Annotated in this window: 21 protein-coding genes and 1 pseudogene; 13 read left to right on the top strand and 9 right to left on the bottom strand. The window is 75.9% G+C overall.

Annotated elements, in window-relative coordinates; translation table 11 throughout:
* Positions 1-347, bottom strand: a pseudogene (locus GTQ99_RS06785) (hypothetical protein); the annotation flags it as partial.
* A 32-nt stretch (positions 348-379) separates the two neighbouring features.
* On the bottom strand, positions 380-835 hold the full coding sequence (locus GTQ99_RS06780) for an Lrp/AsnC family transcriptional regulator (RefSeq protein WP_338074774.1): 456 nt from the start codon (positions 833-835) through the stop codon (positions 380-382).
* Positions 836-937: 102 nt separating this feature from the next.
* Between GTQ99_RS06780 and GTQ99_RS06775 the strand changes: the two genes are divergently transcribed.
* On the top strand, positions 938-2,623 hold the full coding sequence (locus GTQ99_RS06775) for an alpha-keto acid decarboxylase family protein (protein ID WP_166614983.1): 1,686 nt from the start codon (positions 938-940) through the stop codon (positions 2,621-2,623).
* 34 nt (positions 2,624-2,657) lie between these two features.
* On the opposite strand, the gene GTQ99_RS26685 is transcribed toward GTQ99_RS06775, so the two are convergent.
* Positions 2,658-3,932 carry a SpoIIE family protein phosphatase gene (locus tag GTQ99_RS26685; protein ID WP_166614982.1) on the bottom strand — a complete coding sequence of 425 codons (1,275 nt, stop codon included), beginning with the start codon at positions 3,930-3,932 and terminating at the stop codon, positions 2,658-2,660.
* Positions 3,933-4,057: 125 nt separating this feature from the next.
* Between GTQ99_RS26685 and GTQ99_RS06765 the strand changes: the two genes are divergently transcribed.
* Complete coding sequence (locus GTQ99_RS06765) at positions 4,058-4,309, top strand: hypothetical protein (protein WP_166614981.1); 252 nt, start codon at positions 4,058-4,060, stop codon at positions 4,307-4,309.
* Positions 4,310-4,343: 34 nt separating this feature from the next.
* Here GTQ99_RS06765 and GTQ99_RS06760 read toward each other — a convergent pair whose 3' ends face one another.
* From GTQ99_RS06760 to GTQ99_RS06750, 3 genes are all read right to left on the bottom strand, one after another.
* Positions 4,344-4,571, bottom strand: coding sequence for a helix-turn-helix transcriptional regulator (locus GTQ99_RS06760; RefSeq protein WP_338074773.1), 228 nt, complete (start codon positions 4,569-4,571; stop codon positions 4,344-4,346).
* 13 nt (positions 4,572-4,584) lie between these two features.
* Complete coding sequence (locus GTQ99_RS06755; RefSeq protein WP_166614980.1) at positions 4,585-5,007, bottom strand: hypothetical protein; 423 nt, start codon at positions 5,005-5,007, stop codon at positions 4,585-4,587.
* Positions 5,008-5,085: 78 nt separating this feature from the next.
* Positions 5,086-5,628, bottom strand: a complete 543-nt coding sequence (locus tag GTQ99_RS06750; RefSeq protein WP_166614979.1) for an SRPBCC domain-containing protein — start codon at positions 5,626-5,628, stop codon at positions 5,086-5,088.
* A 37-nt stretch (positions 5,629-5,665) separates the two neighbouring features.
* Here GTQ99_RS06750 and GTQ99_RS06745 point away from each other — a divergent pair, with 37 nt between their 5' ends.
* From GTQ99_RS06745 to GTQ99_RS06715, 7 genes are all read left to right on the top strand, one after another.
* A complete protein-coding gene (locus GTQ99_RS06745) occupies positions 5,666-6,397 on the top strand; it encodes a glutamine amidotransferase (RefSeq protein WP_166614978.1) in 732 nt (243 codons plus the stop codon).
* 190 nt (positions 6,398-6,587) lie between these two features.
* Positions 6,588-7,445: a polyphosphate kinase 2 gene (gene ppk2 / locus GTQ99_RS06740; RefSeq protein WP_166614985.1), complete on the top strand. Its 858-nt coding sequence runs from the start codon at positions 6,588-6,590 to the stop codon at positions 7,443-7,445.
* A 108-nt stretch (positions 7,446-7,553) separates the two neighbouring features.
* A complete protein-coding gene (locus tag GTQ99_RS06735) occupies positions 7,554-8,771 on the top strand; it encodes an inorganic phosphate transporter (protein ID WP_166614977.1) in 1,218 nt (405 codons plus the stop codon).
* 9 nt (positions 8,772-8,780) lie between these two features.
* A complete protein-coding gene (locus GTQ99_RS06730; protein WP_166614976.1) occupies positions 8,781-9,080 on the top strand; it encodes a hypothetical protein in 300 nt (99 codons plus the stop codon).
* A 14-nt stretch (positions 9,081-9,094) separates the two neighbouring features.
* Complete coding sequence (locus GTQ99_RS06725) at positions 9,095-9,409, top strand: DUF3349 domain-containing protein (RefSeq protein WP_166614975.1); 315 nt, start codon at positions 9,095-9,097, stop codon at positions 9,407-9,409.
* A gap of 37 nt (positions 9,410-9,446) precedes the next feature.
* The gene (locus GTQ99_RS06720) at positions 9,447-9,860 is read left to right on the top strand and encodes a CrcB family protein (RefSeq protein WP_166614974.1); all 414 of its coding nucleotides are present in this window, start codon (positions 9,447-9,449) and stop codon (positions 9,858-9,860) included.
* Complete coding sequence (locus tag GTQ99_RS06715; RefSeq protein WP_166614973.1) at positions 9,857-10,219, top strand: CrcB family protein; 363 nt, start codon at positions 9,857-9,859, stop codon at positions 10,217-10,219. Before GTQ99_RS06720 ends, GTQ99_RS06715 begins: the two co-directional genes overlap by 4 nt.
* 35 nt (positions 10,220-10,254) lie before the next feature.
* On the opposite strand, the gene GTQ99_RS06710 is transcribed toward GTQ99_RS06715, so the two are convergent.
* Both GTQ99_RS06710 and GTQ99_RS06705 read right to left on the bottom strand, forming a co-directional pair.
* Complete coding sequence (locus tag GTQ99_RS06710) at positions 10,255-12,882, bottom strand: SpoIIE family protein phosphatase (RefSeq protein ID WP_166614972.1); 2,628 nt, start codon at positions 12,880-12,882, stop codon at positions 10,255-10,257.
* 160 nt (positions 12,883-13,042) lie between these two features.
* On the bottom strand, positions 13,043-13,999 hold the full coding sequence (locus GTQ99_RS06705; protein WP_166614971.1) for a DUF808 family protein: 957 nt from the start codon (positions 13,997-13,999) through the stop codon (positions 13,043-13,045).
* Between the two features lie 216 nt (positions 14,000-14,215).
* Here GTQ99_RS06705 and nhaA point away from each other — a divergent pair, with 216 nt between their 5' ends.
* The 3 genes from nhaA to menC all read left to right on the top strand — a co-directional run bounded on the left by nhaA (position 14,216) and on the right by menC (position 17,439).
* Entirely contained in the window at positions 14,216-15,520 is a 1,305-nt protein-coding gene (gene nhaA, locus GTQ99_RS06700; protein WP_166614970.1) for a Na+/H+ antiporter NhaA, read from the top strand.
* A 96-nt stretch (positions 15,521-15,616) separates the two neighbouring features.
* The gene (locus tag GTQ99_RS06695; RefSeq protein WP_205706931.1) at positions 15,617-16,321 is read left to right on the top strand and encodes a GNAT family N-acetyltransferase; all 705 of its coding nucleotides are present in this window, start codon (positions 15,617-15,619) and stop codon (positions 16,319-16,321) included.
* Entirely contained in the window at positions 16,318-17,439 is a 1,122-nt protein-coding gene (menC, locus tag GTQ99_RS06690) for an o-succinylbenzoate synthase (protein ID WP_166614968.1), read from the top strand. The genes GTQ99_RS06695 and menC overlap by 4 nt, the downstream gene beginning before the upstream one ends.
* Before the next feature lie 24 nt (positions 17,440-17,463).
* Here the strand turns inward: menC and GTQ99_RS06685 are convergent, their stop codons facing one another.
* Positions 17,464-18,801 (bottom strand): alpha-amylase family glycosyl hydrolase, encoded by a 1,338-nt coding sequence (locus GTQ99_RS06685; RefSeq protein ID WP_166614967.1) that lies wholly within the window; start codon positions 18,799-18,801, stop codon positions 17,464-17,466.
* A gap of 138 nt (positions 18,802-18,939) precedes the next feature.
* Here GTQ99_RS06685 and GTQ99_RS06680 point away from each other — a divergent pair.
* Positions 18,940-20,397, top strand: a 1,458-nt coding sequence (locus GTQ99_RS06680; RefSeq protein WP_166614966.1) for a flotillin family protein, incomplete at its 3' end; no start/stop codon positions are given.

The following is a 20,397-nucleotide window of genomic DNA, read 5'->3' as shown; positions in this document are numbered from 1 at the left end:
GCCGGCCGGCCCACCAGGCGCAGCACCGCCAGCGCGGTGCAGGCCGCCGCCGAGGCCAGCAGCGCCTCGGCGAGCGGGACGGTGAGCGCGAGCACCGACCACCGCTGCCAGAACGTCACGCCCGGGTCGACGGTCATCGTCGTGCTCCCGTCGCGGTCGGTGGAGTACGAGGCGAACCAGCGCTCGTCGACGGCGCCGGTGAGCACCTGCGCGGTGGTGAGCACGGCGAGCGCCACCGGCAGCAGCGCGGCGGCGGTCAGCGCCCAGGCGGCCCACCCGGCGGGGGGCCGCTCGGCGGGGGGTCGCGGGGCCGGTGCCCCGGGTGCGCGCGGTGCCGACGGTGCCACCGATCGACCCTAGCGACGAGCGAGCCCGCCGGTCAGCGCAGCAGGTGGTCCATCCGGTAGGTCAGCAGCTCGCGCAGCACGATCGACGTCGAGGTCCGGCGGATGCCGCGGCAGCGCATGATCCGCTGGGTGATGTCGTAGACGTGGTCGGCGTCGCGCGCGGCGATCTGGATCATCAGGTCGGAGTCGCCGGAGATGCCCACGCACTCCACGACCTCGGGGATGCGCGAGACGTCCTCCACGAGACCGGGGAACTCGCTCTGCTCGACACCCGCCGTGACCAGCGCCCGCATCGGCAGCCCCACCCGCGCGGGGTCCAGCCGGGTGGAGTTCGCCCGCAGCACGCCGTCGGCGCCCAGGCGCTCCAGGCGGCTGTGCACGGTGCCCCGGGCCAGGCCGAGGTCGAGGGCCAGCTGCGCGACGGTGGCCCTCGGATCGCGGTCCAGCGCGAGCAGCAGGCGCCGGTCGGTCTCGTCGAGGCTAGTCACGTCGACCACCCTATGGGCATCCACGCCCCCGGGACTGGTCGATCCGACCAACCGCGTCCGCGCCTGTTGCGCGTTCCGACCGCGAGGGGGTGTCCTCGGCGCATGGGAGCGGACACGGGTGCGGACCCCGGGACGGTCAGCGTCGGGGCCTACCTCGCCCGGCGGCTGGAGCAGCTCGGGCTGCGGCACCTCTTCGGCCTGCCCGGCGACTTCAACCTCGCCCTGCTCGACGAGCTGCTCGGCGCGGGCGGGCTGCGGTGGATCGGCTCCTCCAACGAGCTGAACGCCGGCTACTGCGCCGACGGTCACGCTCGGTTGCGGCGCGGGCCGGCGGCCCTCGTCACCACCTTCGGCGTGGGGGAGCTGTCGGCCGTCAACGCCCTCGCCGGCAGCCGCGCCGAGGACGTGCCCGTCGTCCACGTCGTCGGGCTGCCGCCGACGCGGGCGATGGCCGACGGCGCGCTGCTGCACCACTCCCTGGCCGACGGCGACTTCGGGCGCTTCGTGCGCGTGGCCGCCGAGGTCACGGCGTGCGCGGTGGTGGTCCGCGCCCAGGGGGCGGGCACGAGCGTCGACCAGGCGCTCATGACCGCCGTCGGCTCCTCGCAGCCGGTCTACCTGGGCATCCCCTCCGACGTCGCGACCGCCCGGGTGTCGGCCGCACCGCTGTCGCGGCCGCTGCCGGTCCTGCGCAGCGACGCCGGCTCGGCCGAGGAGTTCCGCCGCGCGCTGGCGGACTTCCTCGGCGACAGCCCCGAGGTCACGCTGCTGGCCGGGCCCCGGCTGCACCGGCGCCGCCTGGAGCACCTCGTGCGGGCGCTGGCCGCCCAGAACGGCGTGCGGGTGGCGACCCAGTCGGCCTCCAAGGCGATGCTCGACGAGTCGCACCCGGCCACCCTCGGCGTCTACGCGGGCCGCTTCACCCGCGACCCGGCCACCCGGCGCCGCGTCGACGAGGCCTCGCCGCTCGTGCTCGCCGGCGTCGTGCTCACCGACTTCCTCACCGGTTCCTTCACCCACGCCTTCGACCCCGAGCGGGCCGTGGACCTGCAGCTGGACCACGCCCGCATCGCCGGGCAGGCGTTCTACGGCCTCTACCTGGAGGAGTCGCTGCGCATCCTCGAGGAGGTCCTGGAGGCCCGCTCCCCGCGCCCGGCCCCGCTGCCGCGCCAGGACGTGGCGCCACCGGCCCGCCACGTGCCGGCCGACCCCGACGGACCGCTCACCCACGCCGACCTGTGGCCGCTGCTGCAGCAGTGGCTGCTGCCCGGCACGCTGCTCGTCGCCGAGGCCGGCACGTCGTTCTACGGCGCGCTGGAGGTGGTGCTGCCCGACGGCTGCGACCTGCTGGGCCAGCCGGTGTGGTCCTCCATCGGCTACACGCTGCCCGCCACGCTGGGGGCGATGCTGGCCGCCCCCGGCCGCGAGACGGTGCTCGTCATCGGGGACGGGTCCGCGCAGCTGACCGTGCAGGAGCTGGGGCGGCTGCTCTCGCTCGGCCTGACCCCGACCGTCCTGCTCGTCAACAACTCCGGCTACACCGTCGAGCGCGCCATCCGCAGCCCCGAGGCGCCCTACCAGGACGTCGTGGAGTGGGACTGGACGAAGCTGCCCGCGGCGCTGGGCGCCCCGCACGTGCCGGTGCACCGCGCGAGCACGCCCGCCGACCTGGTGGAGGTGCTGGCGAAGGTGCGCGCCGACCCCGACCACGCGGCCTTCGTGGAGCTGGTGCTGCCGCGCGACGACGCCCCGGAGTCGCTGCTGCAGCTGGCCCGCAGCATCCGCTGACGCCCGGCCCCCGAGCGCCGGCGGGTGCCGCGGGTCACAGGACGGTCTGGGGCACGGCGTCCTGCTCGCTGCCGCGGCGCCACTCCACCAGCAGCGCCGTCGCGTCGTCGCGCAGCTGACCCCCCTGGCGCTGCAGGACCGCGCGGCGCAGCCGGCGCAGGGTCTCCGGCGCGGACTGCCCCGCGGCGGCCTCCTGCGTCAGGAAGGCGGCGAGCCCGTCCACGCCGAGCATGTCCTCGTGCGGGCGGCGGGCCTCGGTGAGCCCGTCGGTGTAGAGCAGCACGGCGTCGCCGGGCTGCAGCACCTCCTCGGCGACGACCAGGTCGGCCTGGGGGTCCACCGGGAACGGCCAGCCCAGCGGGAAGGCGGGCTTGGCCCGCAGCGCCTTGACCACCTGGGAGTCGCGCAGCAGCAGCGGCGGCGGGTGCCCGGCGCTGATCCAGGTCAGGCGCCCGCTGTCGGGCTCGAAGCGGGCCAGGACGGCGGTGACGTGGCGGTCCCCGCCGAACTGCTGCAGCACCGCCTCGTTGACCAGGGCGTACGTCCCGCGCAGGTCCGCGCCGGAGCGGCGCGCGGCGCGGTAGGTGCCCAGCGCGAACGTGGTCAGCCCCGCGGCGGCGAGGCCGTGGCCCATCCCGTCGAAGATCGCCACGTGCACCGCGTCGGCGTTGACGGCGTAGTCGTAGGCGTCGCCGCCGTGGTCGTAGGCCGGTTCCAGCATCCCGCTGAGGACCAGCCCCTCGGTGGCGTAGGTGCTCGGGGGCAGCACGGCGTGGATCAGCTCGCTGCCCACGGTCATGGCCTTGGAGCGCCGCACCTGCTCCACGACGTCGCTGTAGGCGCTCTTGGAGATGGTGACCATCGCCACCAGGTGCGCGTAGCGCTCCCAGACGGCGACCTCGTCCGCGGGGACCTCCTGCTCGCCGGCGCCGAGGGGGACCGTCAGCTCCAGCACGCCGAGGCGCTCGGTGCCGTCCAGCAGCGGCACCCACAGCCGCCGGCGCGGCCGCCCGTGCCGGTCGGGCCCGGCGTCGGCGGACAGCACGCGCGTGCTGGCGAAGGAGCGCCCGGCCATGGAGCCGTCCACGGGCTGGTCCTCGCGCACCGGGACGCCCCGGCGGGGCACCTGGACCAGGGCGGTGTGCTCGTGGTTGACCAGCGACACGACGACGTCCTCGGCGTCCAGGGCGGCGGCGGCCTCCTCGGCCACGACGTCGGCCAGCTGGTCGGGGCGGGACAGGTGGGTGCGTCGCAGCAGGCCCGTGAAGAGGTCGGCCGAGGCGACGGCGAGGTCTCGGCGGTGCGGCACCCGTCCATCATCGGGGACCGGGGGCGCCCCGCGGGACCGCGCGTGCGATCCGATCGGGTGGTGCTGCGCCCGCGTTCGGGGGACGGCCCGTCAAGCGCCCGGCGCGTCGTGCCGCGAACACCAGGGTGAGCCGATCCGATCCCCTCGCCCAGTGGTGGTCCTCCCTCGACGACCGCGGACGGGCCGAGGCGCTGGAGCTGCACGCCCGCGACTTCGTTCCCGAGGGGCTGGCGATGGAGCTGATCATGTTCGGGGTGCGGGTGGAGGACGTCGCGGTCGCCCACCACAGCGGCCGCGCGCGCACGGTGACCTTCGCCCAGCCCGCCGAGCTGACCCGCTTCCTGGCGGGGGTGCGCGCCGCGGCCCGCGCCTGCTGACCCGCCCGCACCCGCCGCCCCGCGGCCGGTGCGCTCAGCGCGCCGGTGCGCCGGCCGGGACGTCCAGCTCCTCGCCGGGGTCGAAGATGGACTCGATGGGCTGCTGCAGCAGGCGGGCGATGCGGAAGGCGAGCGGCAGGCTGGGGTCGTAGCGGCCCGTCTCCAGGGCGTTGACCGTCTGCCGGGAGACCTGCAGCAGGTCGGCCAGCGCGGCCTGGGTCCAGCCGTGCTCCACCCGGAGCTGCCGGATGCGGTTGTCCACGGCGGCGGCGCCGTCAGCCGCGGCCGGACAGGGCGGCGCTCACGATCCAGGTGAGCATGCCCGCGCCGAAGACGAGCCAGGGCAGCAGCTCCGCCGGCAGCGGCGCACCGGCGATCGCCAGCATGCCCAGCGCGACGGAGGCGAGCATCGCGGCGGCGAAGGAGACCGCCAGGGCCCTCAGCTGCAGCAGCCGGGCGTACTCGTCCGAGCGGCGCAGCCCGCGCGCCACGGCGCGCACCACCAGTCCGACGGGCAGGACGGGCAGCAGGGCCCAGGCGTAGCGCCAGGGGCTGTCGCCGCCGAGGCCGCCCCAGGTCCCCACGGCCACGACCACGACGGTGTAGGCCGCCATGGCGGGCGCGAAGTCGCGCAGGTAGGCGCGCGAGCGGGCGCGGTCGCCGTTGCTGGGTCCGCGCGTGTCAAGGTCGCTTGTCATGGCACGACGATCGCGCGTCCCGCCCGCCGTGTCAAGCGTCCTTGTCACGGCAGCGGGGGTCGCGCTCCGCCGGGGTGCTCAGTCGACGCCGGGCAGGGTCGCGGCGTAGGCGTCCCGCAGCGCGCGCAGGCGCCGGTCGGCGCTCGCGCCCCAGGTGCTCCAGTCGGCGCCGCCGCCCTCGAGCGCCGCCTGCAGCTGCTCCAGGTGCAGGTGCCAGGCCGCCAGCGACATCGGCACCCAGGCGTCCTCGCCCTCCAGCTCGTTCGTCAGCGTCAGCCGGGTCCGCGCGCGCAGGGCGCCGGCGTCCAGCGGCTGCAGCTCCCAGCGCAGCAGGCCGTGCTCGCTGCTGGTGTGCTCCAGCAGCCGGGGCGGGTCGAGCGCGGTGACCTCCCCGGGCCACCACTCCAGGTCCTGCGCGGGCCCGGAGAGCCACATGAGGGAGAACTCCCCGCCCACCCGCAGGTCGGCCCGCAGGTCGGCCCACCAGCGGCGGGTCAGCTCCGGCAGGGTCAGCGCCGTCCACAGCGCGGCCACCGGGTGCGGGTACTCGCGCTCCAGGCGCAGGGTGGCGCGCTCGCCGCCGTGCAGGACGGCGCCGCCGAGCAGTTCGGGGCTGTTCACGTGCAGCATCCTGCACCGGCGGCGCTAGCGTGCGCCCGTGAAGCCGTTCCTGCTGCTGGCCACCCGGGCCGACGACGCCGTCGCGGACGCCGAGCACGCCGCCGTCCTGCGCTACGGGGGCCTGCGCCCGCACGAGCTGGTGCGGGTCCGCCTGGAGCGCGACCCGCTGCCCGAGGTGGACCTCGAGGAGCTGTCCGGGGTGGTCGTCGGCGGCAGCCCGTTCTGCACCAGCGACCCCGAGGAGAGCAAGTCCGCCGACCAGCGCCGGGTCGAGCGCGAGCTGGGCGCGCTGCTGGACCGGGTGGTCGCCGCCGACTTCCCCTTCCTCGGCGCCTGCTACGGCGTCGGCACGCTGGGCGTGCACCAGGGCGGGGTCGTCGACACCACCTACGGCGAGCCCATCGGCACGGTGCCCGTCAGCCTCACCGACGCCAGCCGCGAGGACCCGGTCCTCGGCGGCCTGCCCGCCGTCTTCGACGCCTTCGTCGGGCACAAGGAGGCGCTGCGCGTCCCGCCGCCGTCGGCGGTGGTGCTGGCCTCCTCGCCCAGCTGCCCGGTCCAGGCCTTCCGCGTGGGCCGCAACCTGTACGCCACCCAGTTCCACCCCGAGCTGGACGTGGAGGGGATCGTCCAGCGGGTGCTGGCCTACCGGGACGAGGGGTACTTCCCGCCCGAGCGGCTGGAGGAGGTCCTCGCGCGCCTGCGCCGCTCCCGCGCCGAGCACGCCCCGCTGGTCCTGCGCCGCTTCGTGGAGCGCTACCGGCGCTGAGCGCGGTGCCCGCGGCGACGGGCGCGGTGTTCAGCCGGAGTTCACCCGCACGTCCCCCCGATCGGCCGCCGGCGGCCTGCGGCGGCGCGGCGCCTGACGTACCGTGCCAGCCGCCGGTGGCCGCCGGCCGGTGCGACCGCCGTGGGGACCTGCTGGAGGAGAACGCGTGAACCTGCTCGCCGACACCGGGATGACCGTCCTGGACGACGAGGACGAGCCCGTCCTGCTGCACGCCGACGGCAGCCCGGTCGACACCTGGCGCGAGGACTACCCCTACCCCGAGCGCCTGTCCCGCCAGGAGTACGACGCCCAGAAGCGGCTGCTGCAGATCGAGCTGCTGAAGCTGCAGCGGTGGCTGAAGTCCAGCGGCGAGCGGGTCGTCGTGCTCTGCGAGGGGCGCGACGCGGCGGGCAAGGGCGGCACCATCAAGCGCTTCATGGAGCACCTGAACCCGCGCGGCGCGCGGGTCGTCGCCCTGGAGAAGCCCTCCGAGCGCGAGTCGACGCAGTGGTACTTCCAGCGCTACGTCCAGCACCTGCCCGCGGCCGGGGAGTTCGTGCTCTTCGACCGCTCCTGGTACAACCGCGCCGGCGTCGAGCGCGTCATGGGCTTCGCCACCCCCCGCGAGTACGAGCGGTTCATGGACCAGGTCCCGCTGTTCGAGCGGATGCTCGTCGACGACGGGATCCACCTCGTGAAGTTCTGGTTCTCGGTGACCCGCGCCGAGCAGCGGACGCGGTTCGCGATCCGCCAGATCGACCCGGTCCGCCAGTGGAAGCTGTCGCCGATGGACCTGGAGAGCCTGGACCGCTGGGACGACTACACCGCCGCCAAGGAGGCGATGTTCGCCCGCACCGACACCGCCTCCGCGCCCTGGACCGTCGTGAAGACGAACGACAAGAAGCGCGCCCGGCTGGCCGCCATGCGCCACGTCCTCTCCCGCTTCGCCTACGACGACAAGGACCACGAGGTCGTGGGGACGCCGGACCCGCTGCTGGTCGTCGGTGCCCGCACCATCCTCGAGGCCGACCGCCGCCCCGCTCCCTGATCCCGCGGCGGCGGAGTTCCCGACGGGCGGTGAACGCCGCGTGAACTTCGCCGCCGGGGCCCGGATCCGGCTGTCGCCGGCGCCCCGGGCGGTGCAGCCTCTGCAGACGTGGAGACCGCAACCGTCATCCTCGTGCTGGTCGTGGTGGTCGCTCTCTCGTTCGACTTCACCAACGGCTTCCACGACACCGCGAACGCGATGGCCACGTCCATCGCCACCGGCGCACTGCGGCCCAAGACCGCCGTCGCCCTCTCCGGCGTGCTGAACCTCGTCGGCGCGTTCCTGTCGGTCGAGGTGGCCCTCACCGTCACCAACGCGGTCGTGAAGATCCAGAACCCCGACGGGTCGCCGAGACCGGAACTGCTCGCCGGCGGTGGTTCCGCGCTGCTGCTCATCGTGCTCGCCGGCCTCGTCGGCGCGATCGTCTGGAACCTGCTCACCTGGCTGCTGGGCCTGCCCTCCAGCTCCTCGCACGCGCTGTTCGGCGGGCTCATCGGCTCGACCGTGGCGGGCCTGGGCTGGGCCGGGGTGAACTGGAGCGGCGACGGCAGCGAGATCGACGGCGTCGTGGGCAAGGTCATCGTCCCCGCGCTCGCCTCGCCCGTCGTCGCCGCGGTCGTCGCGACCGTCGCCACCTGGCTCGTCTACAGGGTCGTCTCCGGCGTCGCCACCCGCTTCACCGACCAGGGCTTCCGCTGGGGCCAGATCGGTTCCGCGTCGCTGGTCTCGCTGGCGCACGGCACCAACGACGCGCAGAAGACGATGGGGGTCATCACCCTCGGCCTCATCGCCTCCGGGCACTGGAGCAGCACCACCGAGATCCCGTTCTGGGTCAAGGCCGCCTGCGCGCTGGCCATCGCCTCCGGCACCTACCTGGGCGGCTGGCGCATCATCCGCACCCTCGGCAAGGGGCTGGTGGAGATCGCCCCGCCGCAGGGGATGTCCGCGGAGACGTCCTCGGCCGCCGTCATCCTCGTCTCCAGCCACCTGGGGTTCGCGCTGTCGACCACCCACGTGACGACGGGTTCGGTGCTGGGTTCCGGGATCGGCAAGCCGGGCGCGAGCGTGCGCTGGCGCGTCGCGGCCCGGATGCTCGTCGCCTGGCTCACCACGATCCCCGCCGCGGGCCTGGTGGGCGCGCTCACCTGGTGGATCGGCGACGTGCTCGGCGGCGGGCTGCTCGGCGCCGCGGCCGTCGTCGCGATCCTGCTGGCCGTCACGGCGGCCGTCCTGGTGCACTCCCGCAAGAACCCCGTGCACGCCGGCAACGTCAACGACGAGTGGGACGCGAGCCGGGGTGCCGAGCGCACCCCGGCCGCGGTCTGAGGAGGAACCGTGGGAGACGTCGTCAGCCTGGCCCTGCGGGCCGTCGGGCAGATCCTCGTGGTCGGGCTCGTGCTCGGCGCGGGCATCCCCGTGCTCTTCTCCGCCGGCATCCGCGCCATGGCCTACGGCGCCGGCGGGGACGCGGAGACCAGCCACGCCCCGGGGCACCCGGTCGGCAAGGTGCTGGCCGTGGTCTGCTTCGCCGTCGTCGTGCTCGTCGTGGCGACGGGCATCACCTTCATCGTCGCCAGCGGCTTCGGCAAGACGCTGAGCTTCGAGCACGTCGTGCCCGCGATCGTCGACAAGTGAGGGGAGCGCCCACCATGGCCACGAGCTCGACGAGCATCGCGGGGCGGGTCGTCGACTGGCTGCGCGCCGGGTACCCGGCCGGCGTGCCGCGCCAGGACTACGTCGCCCTCCTGGGCATCCTGCGCCGCAAGTGCACCGACCTGGAGGTCCACCAGATCTCCGCCGACCTCGTCGGCCTGGCCCGCCAGGGCGAGGTCATCACCACCGCCGACGTGGAACGGCTCATCAACGAGGCCACCCTCGACGAGGCCTCGCCGGCCGACGTCGCCCGGGTCTCCTCCCACCTGGCGGCCGGCGGCTGGCCGCTGGCCGACGCCCCGCGGGGCTGAGCCCCGCCGGACCCGCCCGCCGGGGCATCATCGCCGGGTGAGACCCGCCCACCGCGACCCCCGGCTGCTCGCCCTCGTCGCCGCCGGCGGCGCGGCGGGGACGCTGGCCCGCTGGGCCGTCGGCGTCGCGGTCCCCGCCGCCGGCTGGCCGCCGGCGACCCTGCTGGTCAACCTCGGCGGCGCGTTCGCGCTCGGCGCGCTGCTGGAGGCGCTGCTGCGGCGGGGACCGGAGACGGCGGCGCTGCGGCGGTGGCGCCTGCTCCTGGGCACCGGGTTCTGCGGCGGGTTCACGACGTGGTCCGCCTTCGCCGTCGAGCTGGAGCGCCTGCTGGCGGGCGGGCGGGGTCCGCTCGCGCTGGGCTACGCCGCCGCGAGCCTGGCCGGCGGGCTGCTCGCCGCGACGGCCGGCGCCGCGCTGGCCGCCGCGCTCGGGCGGGGACGGGCCCGGTGATCGCCCTGCTGGTGCTCGCGGGTGGCCTGGGCGCCGCCACCCGGTTCGCCGTGGACGGCGCCGTGCGCGCCCGCCGCCCCGGCGACTTCCCGTGGGGCACCCTCGTCGTCAACGTCACCGGCTCGGCCCTGCTCGGCGTGCTCACCGGCCTGGTGCTCGCCGGCGCGGGCGAGGGGTGGCGGCTCGTGCTCGGCACCGGGTTCTGCGGCGGGTTCACCACGTTCAGCACGGCGGCCGTGGACACCGTCCGGCTGGCGCGGCGCGGGGCGCTGCGGGCGGCGGCGGCGAACCTGGCCGGCAACCTCGTGCTGACGCTGCTGGCCGCCGCGCTCGGCCTGCGGCTGGCCGCCCTGCTGTAGGTCGTGCACGCCCGGCGCGGGGGCCGGGGGACCGGTCAGCGCGCCGTCCCGCCGGGCGGGCCGGACGGGTCGGGCCGCCGGGGCCGGCTGGGCGGCACGACGACGGGTCCGGCCTCCGCGGGCCGGGGGAGGTCCTGGGGGTGCAGGCGCACCGCGACCAGGGCGACGTCGTCCTCGGCCCGCGCGGGCAGCAACCGCTCCAGGACGCCGTCGCACAGCTCGTCCAGGCCCTGCCCGGCCAGCTCGCCCACCGCCCGGCGCAGCCGCAGCAGGCCCTCGTCGTGGTCCTGGTCGCGGCGCTCGACGAGCCCGTCGGTGTACAGCAGCAGCGTCGAGCCGCGCTCCAGCTCGGCCTCCTCGTCGACGCGAGGCCGGTGCGGGGCGATGCCCAGCAGCAGGTCGTGGCCCGCCCCGCCCAGGGTGGTGACGGTGCCGTCGGCGGTCAGCAGCACCGGCGGGGGGTGCCCGGCGTTCGACCAGCGCAGCCGGGTGACGCCGCGGGCGCGCTCGTCGGCGCCCTGCTCCAGGCGGGCCACCACGGCGGTGGCGGTGGTGGCCACCGCCAGGCCCTCCATCGCCGCGTCCAGCCCGGAGAGCACCGCCGCCGGCGCCTCGCCGCCGTGGTAGGCGATGCCGCGCAGCAGCGAGCGCACCTGGCTCATCGCGGCGGCCGCCTCGATGTCGTGCCCCATGACGTCGCCGATGACCAGCACCGTGGCCCCGTCGGGCTGCAGGAAGGCGTCGTACCAGTCCCCGCCGACCTGCGCGGCGGCCGCGGCGGGGCGGTAGCGCACCACGACCTGCAGGTGGTCCGGCTCCACCGGCGCGCTCAGCAGGGCGCGCTGCAGGCCCTCGGACATGCGCTGCTGCTGGCCGTACAGGCGGGCGTTGTCCAGGGCCAGCGCGGCGCGCTCGGCGACCTGCACGGCCGTCAGCACGTCCTCCTCGCCGAAGTCCGCCGAGCCCGCGCCGCGGAAGACGGTGACCAGCCCCACGGTCCGCCCGCGCGCCCGCAGCGGCAGCATCAGCGCGGACTCCGGCGCCAGCCGCCGCAGCAGGCCGCGGGCCGGCTCGGCGAGCATCGCCGCGAGCCGCTCGGTGGACCGGTCGCCCACCACGACGGGGCGGCTGTCGCGCAGGGCCCGGTGCAGCGGGGCGGCCGGGTCCAGGCAGGACATGCGCACCTCGCGGTAGCGCCGCAGCACCGGGCGCAGCGCAGCGTCCACGTGCCAGTCGCCGATGTCGCGCAGGACGCCGTCGTCCTCGACGAGGGTGACGATGCACCAGTCCCCCAGCGTGGGCACCAGGCGCTGGGCCAGGCGGGCCACGGCCTCCTGGGTGTCCAGCGTCCCGCTCAGGTCGGCGCTGACGGAGCCCAGCAGCTGCAGGCGCTCCGCCGTGCGCTCGGCGTCGCGCTGCGCCTGCTGCGCCGCGGCCCGCTCGGCCTCGGCCTGCTGCTGGGCGCGGCGGCGCTCGGTGACGTCGAGGAAGTACACCGACAGCCCGTCGGGGTCCGGCCAGGCGCGCACCTCGTACCAGCCGTCCAGCGGCGCCGGGTAGTGCGCCTCGAAGGTCACCGGCCGCCCCGTGGCCACGGCGCGGCGGTAGCCCTCCTCGAAGGCGGAGCCCGCCGCGTCGGGGAACAGCTCCCAGAGCACCCCGCCGAGCAGCTCCTCGCGCCCGCGCTGCAGCAGCTTCTCGGCCTCGGCGTTGACGTAGGTGAAGCGCCACCGGCGGTCCAGGGAGTAGAACGCCGCCGACATCGACTCCAGCACCCGCGCGATGCGCACGTCGTCGCCGTGCTCGCCGGTGGTGTCGTACGCCGCTCCCAGCACGCGCACCGCCCGCCCCTCGGCGTCGGCCAGGGCCTGGCCGCGGGCCTTGACCCAGCGGGTGCCCCCCGCGGGCAGCACGACGCGGTACTCCGCCTCGCAGGTGCCGCACGCGGCGATCGCCTGCTGCAGCGCCTGCCGCACCCGCGGCAGGTCGTCGGGGTGCACGCGGGCCTCGAAGGCCTCGATGGTGCCGTCGAAGCCGCTCCCGCCTCCGGCGTCCGGCCCGTAGCCGAACATCCCCAGCAGCTGCTCGTCCCAGACCAGGGCGCCGGTGCGCAGGTCCCAGTCGAAGCCGCCCACACCGGCGGCGGCCACGGCCAGCTGCCAGCGCAGCCGGTCGGACTCGTGCTGCAGCGAGAGCGCCGACAGCTCCAGCTCGCTGGCCGCGGCGCCGGCCAGACCGGCCAGGACGTCCACGTCGGTGCTGCTCCAGGCCCGCGGGGCCGGGTCCAGCACGCACAGCGCCCCGACGACGTGCCCGTCGGAGCCGACGAGCGGGACGCCCAGGTAGGCGCCCACCGCCCCGCTGGTCACCGGGGGCAGCGCCGCCACCCGGGGGTCGCTCGCGGCGTCCTCCACGACGAGGGGGACGCCGCCGGCGGCCGTCACGGTGCACAGCGAGTCCACCAGCGGGCCGGTGGAGCCGATGAGCGCGGTGTCCTGGCCGGCGACCGCGCGGACGGTCTGGACGTCGGTGAGCAGCGAGACCTGCGAGGCGGGGGCCTCCAGCAGCCGCGCGGCCAGCTCCGCCAGGCGCTGCAGCGCGGGGCCGGCCGACGTGCCGGCGTGCCGGCGCCCACCACCGGGGGACTGCGCTGCTGCGACCACTGCCCGACCTCGACTCCCGTGCTGGACCGGGTCGGCTCCCCGGCACGCCCGTGCGCCCTCGTCGCTGAAGGCTGCGCTGGTGCTCGTGCAGTCAACCGCACCCGGCGGGTCCGCGGGCGCCCCCGGGGGGTCCCGGCCCGCCGTGCACCCCGCCCGGGCGTCAGTGCGCGGCGCCCGCCCCCGCGGACCGGCCCGCGCGCAGCCGGCGCAGCAGGCTCACGAGGACCACGACGAGCGCGCCGACGACGAGGCCGAGGACCGCGCTGGCGAGGGTGTTGACGAGCCAGCCCACGACGCCGCCGAGGGCCCCGGCCGCCTCGTGGGCCGCCTCCTCGGCGTGGTGCACGGTCTCGTACAGCACGTGCAGGCCCAGCTCGTCGGTGCCCACGAGCAGGATGTGACCCCCCACCCACAGCATCGCCGCGGTCCCGACGACGGTGAGCAGGGTCAGCAGCTTGGGCATCCCGACGACCAGGCCGCGGCCGAGGCGGGCCACGCCCCGGCCGGGCCGGGCGGCCAGCCGCAGGCCGATGTCGTCCATCTTCACGATGAGGCCGACGACGCCGTAGACGAGGACGGTGATGAGGATCCCGACGACCGCGAGGATCACCGCCCGCGACGCGAACGGCTCGTCGGTGACCTCGTTGAGCGCGATGACCATGATCTCCGCGGACAGGATGAAGTCGGTGCGCACGGCCCCGGAGACGATCGTCTTCTCGTCCGGCAGCGCGTCCCCGTCCGTGCCGTGGCCGTGGTGGTGGCCGCTGAGCTTGGCCCACACCTTCTCCGCGCCCTCGTAGCACAGGTAGGCACCGCCGAGCATGAGCAGCGGGGTGAGCAGGAACGGCAGGAACTGGCTGAGCAGCAGCACCGCGGGCAGGATCAGCAGCAGCTTGTTGCGCAGCGAGCCCAGCGCGATGCGCCGCACGATCGGCAGCTCGCGGTCGGCGGTCAGGCCGCGCACGTACTGCGGCGTGACGGCGGTGTCGTCGACGACGACGCCGGCCGCCTTCACGCCGGCGCGCGCGGCGGCGACGCCGACGTCGTCGACGGAGGCGGCCGCCGCGCGCGCCAGCACGGCGACGTCGTCCAGCAGGGCTACGAGTCCACCGCTCACGGCAGGGGTCCTTCCGGTCGTCCGGGCACGGCACTGCCGTCGATGGTGCCCGAGTCCGGGCCGCCGGGCCCTGCGGTGGCCCCGGGCACCCGTCGCGACACCCGTCGCGGCACCCGTCGGGCTGCGCGGTGCCCGCGGGTCCCCTACGCTCGTGCGCGGTGTGCCGGGAAGCCTGGTCGGCGGTTCCGTCGTCGACCCCGGAAGCGAGTGCCCCGCATGCCCGCCACCGCCCCGCGCCGCCTCTTCGCCCGCGGCTCCTACGCCGAGGCCCGCCGCATCGCCGACCTGCTGCGCCAGGAGACCACCGGCGGGCTGCTGCTGCTCGTGGCCACCGCCCTGGCCCTCGTCTGGGCCAACCTGCCCGGCGGCACCTACGAGCAGGTGCGCCAGTTCCACCTCGGACCGGCCGCGCTGCACCTGGACCTGTCGATCGAGCACTGGGCCGCCGACGGGCTGCTGGCGGTCTTCTTCTTCGTCACCGGCCTGGAGCTGAAGAAGGAGTTCGTCGCCGGCGACCTGCGCGACCCGCGCGCGGCCGCGCTGCCCATCGCCGCGGCCGTCGGCGGGATGGCGGCGCCCGCGCTGGTCTACGTGCTCGTCACCTCCCTGCACCCGGACTCCCCGCCGGGCGCGCTCGCCGGCTGGGCCACCCCCACGGCGACCGACATCGCCTTCGCGCTGGGCGTGCTCGCCGTCGTCGGCTCGCACCTGCCGAGCGCGCTGCGCACCTTCCTGCTGACCCTCGCCGTCGTCGACGACCTGCTGGCCATCACGGTCATCGCCGTCTTCTACACCGACCGGCTGGCGTGGACGCCGCTGCTGCTGGCGCTGGTGCCGCTGGCGCTGTTCACCCTCCTCGTCCAGCGGCGGGTGCGCACCTGGTGGCTGCTGGTGCCGCTGGCGCTGCTGACGTGGGGCCTCGTGCACGCCTCCGGCGTGCACGCCACCGTCGCCGGCGTCCTGCTGGGGCTGGCCGTGCCGGTGCTGCGCAGCCGGGCCGCCGGCGGCCCGGAGGCCGGCCCGGGCCTGTCGGAGCACTTCGAGCACCGCTGGCGCCCGCTGTCGACGGGGTTCGCGGTGCCCGTCTTCGCGCTGTTCTCCGCCGGCGTCGCCCTCGGCGGCGCGTCCGGGGTCGCCGACGCGCTGCGGGACCCGGTGGCCCTGGCCGTGGTCGCCGGCCTCGTGCTCGGCAAGCCGATCGGCATCGTCGGCACCACCTGGCTGCTGTCCAGGTTCACGCGCGCCGAGCTGGACGAGCACCTGAACTGGATCGACGTCCTCGGCATGGCGGTGCTGGCCGGGATGGGGTTCACGGTCTCGCTGCTCATCGGCTCGCTGGCCTTCGGCGAGGGCAGCACGGCCGGCGAGCACGTCACGCTCGGCGTGCTCGCGGGCTCCACCCTCGCGGCGGTGCTGGCCGCGGTCCTGCTCTCCACCCGCAACCGCACCTACCGCCGCATCGAGGAGGAGGAGGGCGTCGACGCGGACGGCAACGGGATCCCCGACGTCTACGAGCGCTGAGGCGCCCCGCCTTGCCGCCGCGGGGAGGCGGACGGGATGCTGCACGCATGCGTCCCGGATGCACCGCCCGCCGCTCCCCGCCGCGTTGACCCCGCCGTGCTGACCTCCGCGGTGCTGGACACCGCCGACCTGCAGGACCAGGCGTGCGCGCTGTACCGGCAGGTCCTCGGCCACGGCGAACCGGGCATGGAGCTCAACCCGCGGCTGCTGTCGGCCCTGGTGCGCAACGCCGGCTCGGCGGTCGGCCTGCTCGAGGCGGGCCGGCTCCTGGCGTTCGCCCACGGCGTGCACGCCCGCGACGAGCACGGGGAGTACCACTACTCCCAGAGCGCCGCCGTCGCCCCCGGCCACCAGGGCCGCGGGCTGGGCCGGCTGCTCAAGCAGGCGCAGGCCGAGGTGGTGCGCGCGCACGGGGTCCGCACGATGCGCTGGGCCTACGACCCCGTCCTGGGCCGCAACGCGCACTTCAACCTCGACGTCCTCGGCGCCCGCGCCCGCTGGTACGTCGACGACTTCTACTTCCGCCCCGGCACCGACCGCGTCGTCGTCGAGTGGAACCTCGAGGCGAACCCGCCGCCCGCGCAGGTGGCCGAGCGGCTCGTCGTGCCCGCCGGGGAGGCGGGCGACGCCGTGCGGGCGCGAGTGCGCGCACGCTTCCACGAGCTGCTGGGCGCCGGGCTGGTCGGCGTGACGTGCGGGCGCGGCGAGGACGGGGGTTCCGTCTACGGCTTCGCCCCGCCCGCGCGCGGCGAGGCCCCGCCGCCCGAGCGCCCGACCGACCGACCCGAGGAGCAGCCGTGAGGATCGTCCGCGCCGACCTGCACCAGGTGCGCCTGCCCCTGGTGCACGAGTTCCAGACGAGCTCGCACCGCAAGGGGTTCCTCGAGCACCTGCTCGTCGAGCTGACCGGCGCCGACGGCCGCACCGGCTGGGGGGAGGTCGCCTGCCCCAGCGACCCGTTCTACGCCCCCGACACCGTCGCCACGAGCTGGCACGTCGCCACCACGTACCTGCTGCCCGCCGTCGTCGGCGTCGACGCCGAGCGGCCCGAGCAGGTCGCCGGCGCCTACCGCAGGGTGCGCGGGCACCGCTTCGCCGCGGCGGGGGTCGACGCGGCCGCGTGGGCGCTGTGGGCGCAGGGCGAGCAGGTGCCGCTCGCGCAGGCCCTCGGCGGCACCCGCGCGGAGGTCGTCGCCGGGGTCTCGCTGGGCATCGAGGCGACGATCGACGACCTGCTCGCGCAGGTGCACCACCACCACGTCGAGTCCGGCTACCCGCGGGTGAAGCTGAAGGTGCAGCCCGGCTGGGACGTCGAACCGGTGCGCGCGGTGCGCGAGGCGTTCGGCGACGACCTGCTGCTGCACGTCGACGCCAACGGCGCCTACGCCGACGACCCGGAGCACCTGGCGGCGCTGCGCGCGCTGGACGCGTTCGGCCTGACGATGCTCGAGCAGCCGTTCGCCCCGCGCGCGTTCACGACGTCGGCGGCCTTCCAGCGCAGCGTGTCGACGCCGGTCTGCCTCGACGAGTCGATCGACACCGTCGACGACCTGCGCACCGCGCACGCCCTGGGCGCCGGGCGCGTCCTCAACGTCAAGGTGTCGCGGATGGGCGGCCTGAGCGCCGCCGTCGCCGCCCACGACCTCGCGCGCGAGCTCGGCTGGCCCGCGTGGGTCGGCGGGATGCACGAGTTCGGCGTGGGCCGCGCCGCGAACGTCGCCCTCTCCAGCCTGCCGGGCTTCACCCTGCCCTCGGACGTGTCGGCGTCGGAGAAGTACTACGCCCGCGACGTGACGACCCCGGTGGTCGCGCGCGCCGGGGTCGTGGCCGTGGCGACGGCACCCGGTCTGGGCGTCGAGGTCGACCGAGGGTTCCTGGAGCGGAACCGGGTGCGGACCGCGACCTTCCCGGCCCCCTGACGGCGGCGGGCCCGGTCCTGCGGCTCAGCCCTCCAGCACTGCCCAGCCGCGCCCGGGCAGCCGGACCCGCCCGTCGGCGAGCTGCGCCGCCCCGCACACCAGCGCGCGGGCGTCGGCCGCGGGCAGCGCGGCCGGGGCGTCGTCGAGGTTGAGCGCGACGAGGACGGCGCCGGCGCCGGTGGCGGTGCGCAGGAGCGCCTGGCGGTTGGCCAGGTGCACGACGTCGGTGTGCGCGCGGTGCAGCCAGGGGCGGCGCCGGCGCAGCGCGATGAGGTCGCGGTGGGCGCGCAGCACCTCGCGCGCGGCCGGTCCCAGCGAGTCCTCGGCCGGTGGCCGCTCGCCGAACTCCGGGCGCACGGCGTCGTCCCCGCCCAGGCGCTGCTCCTTGACCCCGGTGGCGGCGAACTCGTCGCCGGCGTAGACGCTCGGCACGCCCGCGACGGTGAAGAGCACGGCGAGGGCGTGCGGGACGAGGTCGGGGCCGACGGCCGAGGCGATCCGCGTCACGTCGTGGTTGCCCACGAACGTCGACGGCGCGGACGTGGCCAGCAGCGCGTCGTGGCGCCGCAGGGCGTGGGCGAGCTCGAAGAGGTTGCGCTCGGCGATGGCGTGCCAGATCCCCTGCCACAGCTCGTACTGCGTGAGGGAGTCCACCGTGGAGGCCCGCACGAACGCGGCCGCGTCCCCGTGGATCACCTCGCCGCTGAACCAGGCCTGCGGGTGGGTGGCCCGCACCTGCGGCAGCACCTGCGCCCAGAACGCCGGCGGCACCGCGTAGGCGGCGTCCAGCCGCCAGCCGTCCGCGCCGCGGTCCAGCCAGTGCCGCACCACCCGCACCACCAGGTCCACCACGGCGGGCGAGGAGTGGTCCAGCGCGACGAGCTGCTCGTGCCCCTCGAACACCTCCGCCCGCACCGGCTCGCCGGGCCGCCAGCCGGTCCAGTCGACGCGGAACAGCCGCGCCGCCGGCGCGTCGGGCCCCTCGGCCAGCACCTGCGCGAAGGCCGGGTGCGCGCGCCCGACGTGGTTGAAGACGCCGTCCAGCAGGACGCGGACCCCGCGCTCGCGGCAGGCGGCGACCAGGTGGTCGAAGTCCGCCTCGTCGCCCAGGCGCGGGTCGACGCGGAAGTGGTCGACGGTGTCGTAGCCGTGGGTGGAGGAGGCGAAGATCGGCCCGAGCGCCAGGCCGTTGAGCCCGAGCCCCACGAGGTGGTCCAGCCAGCCCTCGACCCTGCGCAGGCGGTGGCGCACGAGCCGCTCGGCGGTGTTCCCGTCGTGCTCGTCGCCGGGGCGCACCGGTGCGCCGGTGAAACCCAGGGGGTAGACGTGCCACCACATCACGTGCTCGGTCCAGGAGGGCATGCACCCGATCGTGGCAGGCGCCCCGGCGCCGGGCGCGCCGGTGGCTATGGTGGCGGCAGGTGCAGCGGGACGCCTGGTCGACGACGCCGTCGTCGCAGCCGGGGCGGGCGGCCCGGGCCGGACCAGGAGGTACGTGGCATGGACACCGTCGTCGCCGTCGCCGTCGCCGTGGGGGCGCTGCTCGTCCTGCTGCTCGTGGTGGTCGTCGCCGTCAAGGCGCGCTACAAGATCGCCAGCCCGTCCGAGGCGCTCATCATCGTGGGCAAGAAGGGCCGGCCGGTCACCAACCCCCAGACGGGGGAGGTGACGACCGACCTGTCCGGGCAGAAGGTCGTCATGGGTGCGGGCGTGTTCGTCAAGCCGCTCGTGCAGCAGGCCCACCGCCTGTCCCTGTCCTCGGTGCGCATCCCCATCTCGATCCGCGGCGCGGTCTCGCGCCAGGGGATCCGGCTCAACGTGGACGGCGTCGCCATCGTCAAGGTCGGCGGCACCGAGGACTTCGTCCGCGCCGCCTCGCAGCGCTTCCTGCAGCAGCAGAAGGAGATCGAGCCGTTCACCCAGGAGGTCCTCGCGGGCAGCCTGCGGGGGGTCATCGGCACGCTGACCGTCGAGGAGATCATCCGCGACCGGGTCGCGTTCGCCCGCCAGGTCGAGGAGGAGGCCGTCACCAGCCTCAACAACCAGGGGCTGGTCCTGGACACCCTGCAGATCCAGGACGTCAGCGACGACGGGAACTACCTCAAGGACCTCGGCCGCCCCGAGGCGGCCAACGCCCGCCGCGCCGCCGAGATCGCCGAGGCGAACAACGCCCAGGAGGCCCAGCAGGCCAAGGCGCTCTCCGACGCCAAGATCGCCCAGGCGCAGCGCGACCTGGCGCTGCAGCAGGCGCAGTTCCGCGCCGACCAGGACAAGGCGGCCGCCGAGGCCGACGCCGCCGGCCGGCTGGCCGAGGCCGCCGCCCAGCAGCAGGTCCTGCAGGAGCAGGAGCGGGTCGCCCAGCGCCAGGCGGAGCTCACCGAGCGCACGCTGGACACCGAGGTGCGCAAGCCCGCCGACGCCCGCCGCTACGAGGCCGAGCAGCAGGCGATGGCGCTGAAGACCGCGCGGGTGCTGTCCGCCGAGGCCGAGCAGCAGGCCGCCGTCGCCGCCGCGCAGGCCGACGCGCAGCGGGTGCGCCTGTCCGCCGAGGCCGAGGCGGCGCGCGTGCGGCTGGCCGCGGAGGCCGAGCTGCAGCGCCGCACCGCGGACGCGAACGCGGTGCGCCTGGAGGGGCAGGCGCAGGCCGAGGCGCTGTCGGCGACCGGAGCCGCCAAGGCCGAGGCGCTGACCAAGGAGGCGCAGGCGCTGAAGGAGTTCGGCGAGGCCGCGCTCACCCAGCGCGCCCTGGAGGTCCTGCCCCAGGTCGCGCAGGCGCTCGCCAGCCCGATCGCCGGCATCAAGGACCTGACCGTCATCTCCAACGACGGCGCCGGCGCCCTGAGCCGGTCCGTCGGCAGCAACCTGCAGGAGACCCTCGAGGTGCTCAAGCGCACCACCGGCGTCGACGTCGGGCGGATGCTGCACTCCCTCGGCGCCGCCGCCCCCGCCGTCCCCGCT

It is taken from the genome of Kineococcus vitellinus, from assembly GCF_009906315.1.
Taxonomy (GTDB): domain Bacteria; phylum Actinomycetota; class Actinomycetes; order Actinomycetales; family Kineococcaceae; genus Kineococcus; species Kineococcus vitellinus.
This window is presented reverse-complemented; position numbering and strand designations above follow the sequence as displayed.

Bases quoted from the DNA above. Each gene is read 5' to 3' on its own strand.
- GTQ99_RS06775 (WP_166614983.1), top strand. From the start codon at position 938: ATGGGAGCGGACACGGGTGCGGACCCCGGGACGGTCAGCGTCGGGGCC.
- nhaA (WP_166614970.1), top strand. From the start codon at position 14,216: ATGCCCGCCACCGCCCCGCGCCGCCTCTTCGCCCGCGGCTCCTACGCC.
- GTQ99_RS06685 (WP_166614967.1), bottom strand. From the start codon at position 18,801: ATGCCCTCCTGGACCGAGCACGTGATGTGGTGGCACGTCTACCCCCTG.
- GTQ99_RS06725 (WP_166614975.1), top strand. From the start codon at position 9,095: ATGGCCACGAGCTCGACGAGCATCGCGGGGCGGGTCGTCGACTGGCTG.
- ppk2 (WP_166614985.1), top strand. From the start codon at position 6,588: ATGACCGTCCTGGACGACGAGGACGAGCCCGTCCTGCTGCACGCCGAC.
- GTQ99_RS06755 (WP_166614980.1), bottom strand. From the start codon at position 5,007: ATGACAAGCGACCTTGACACGCGCGGACCCAGCAACGGCGACCGCGCC.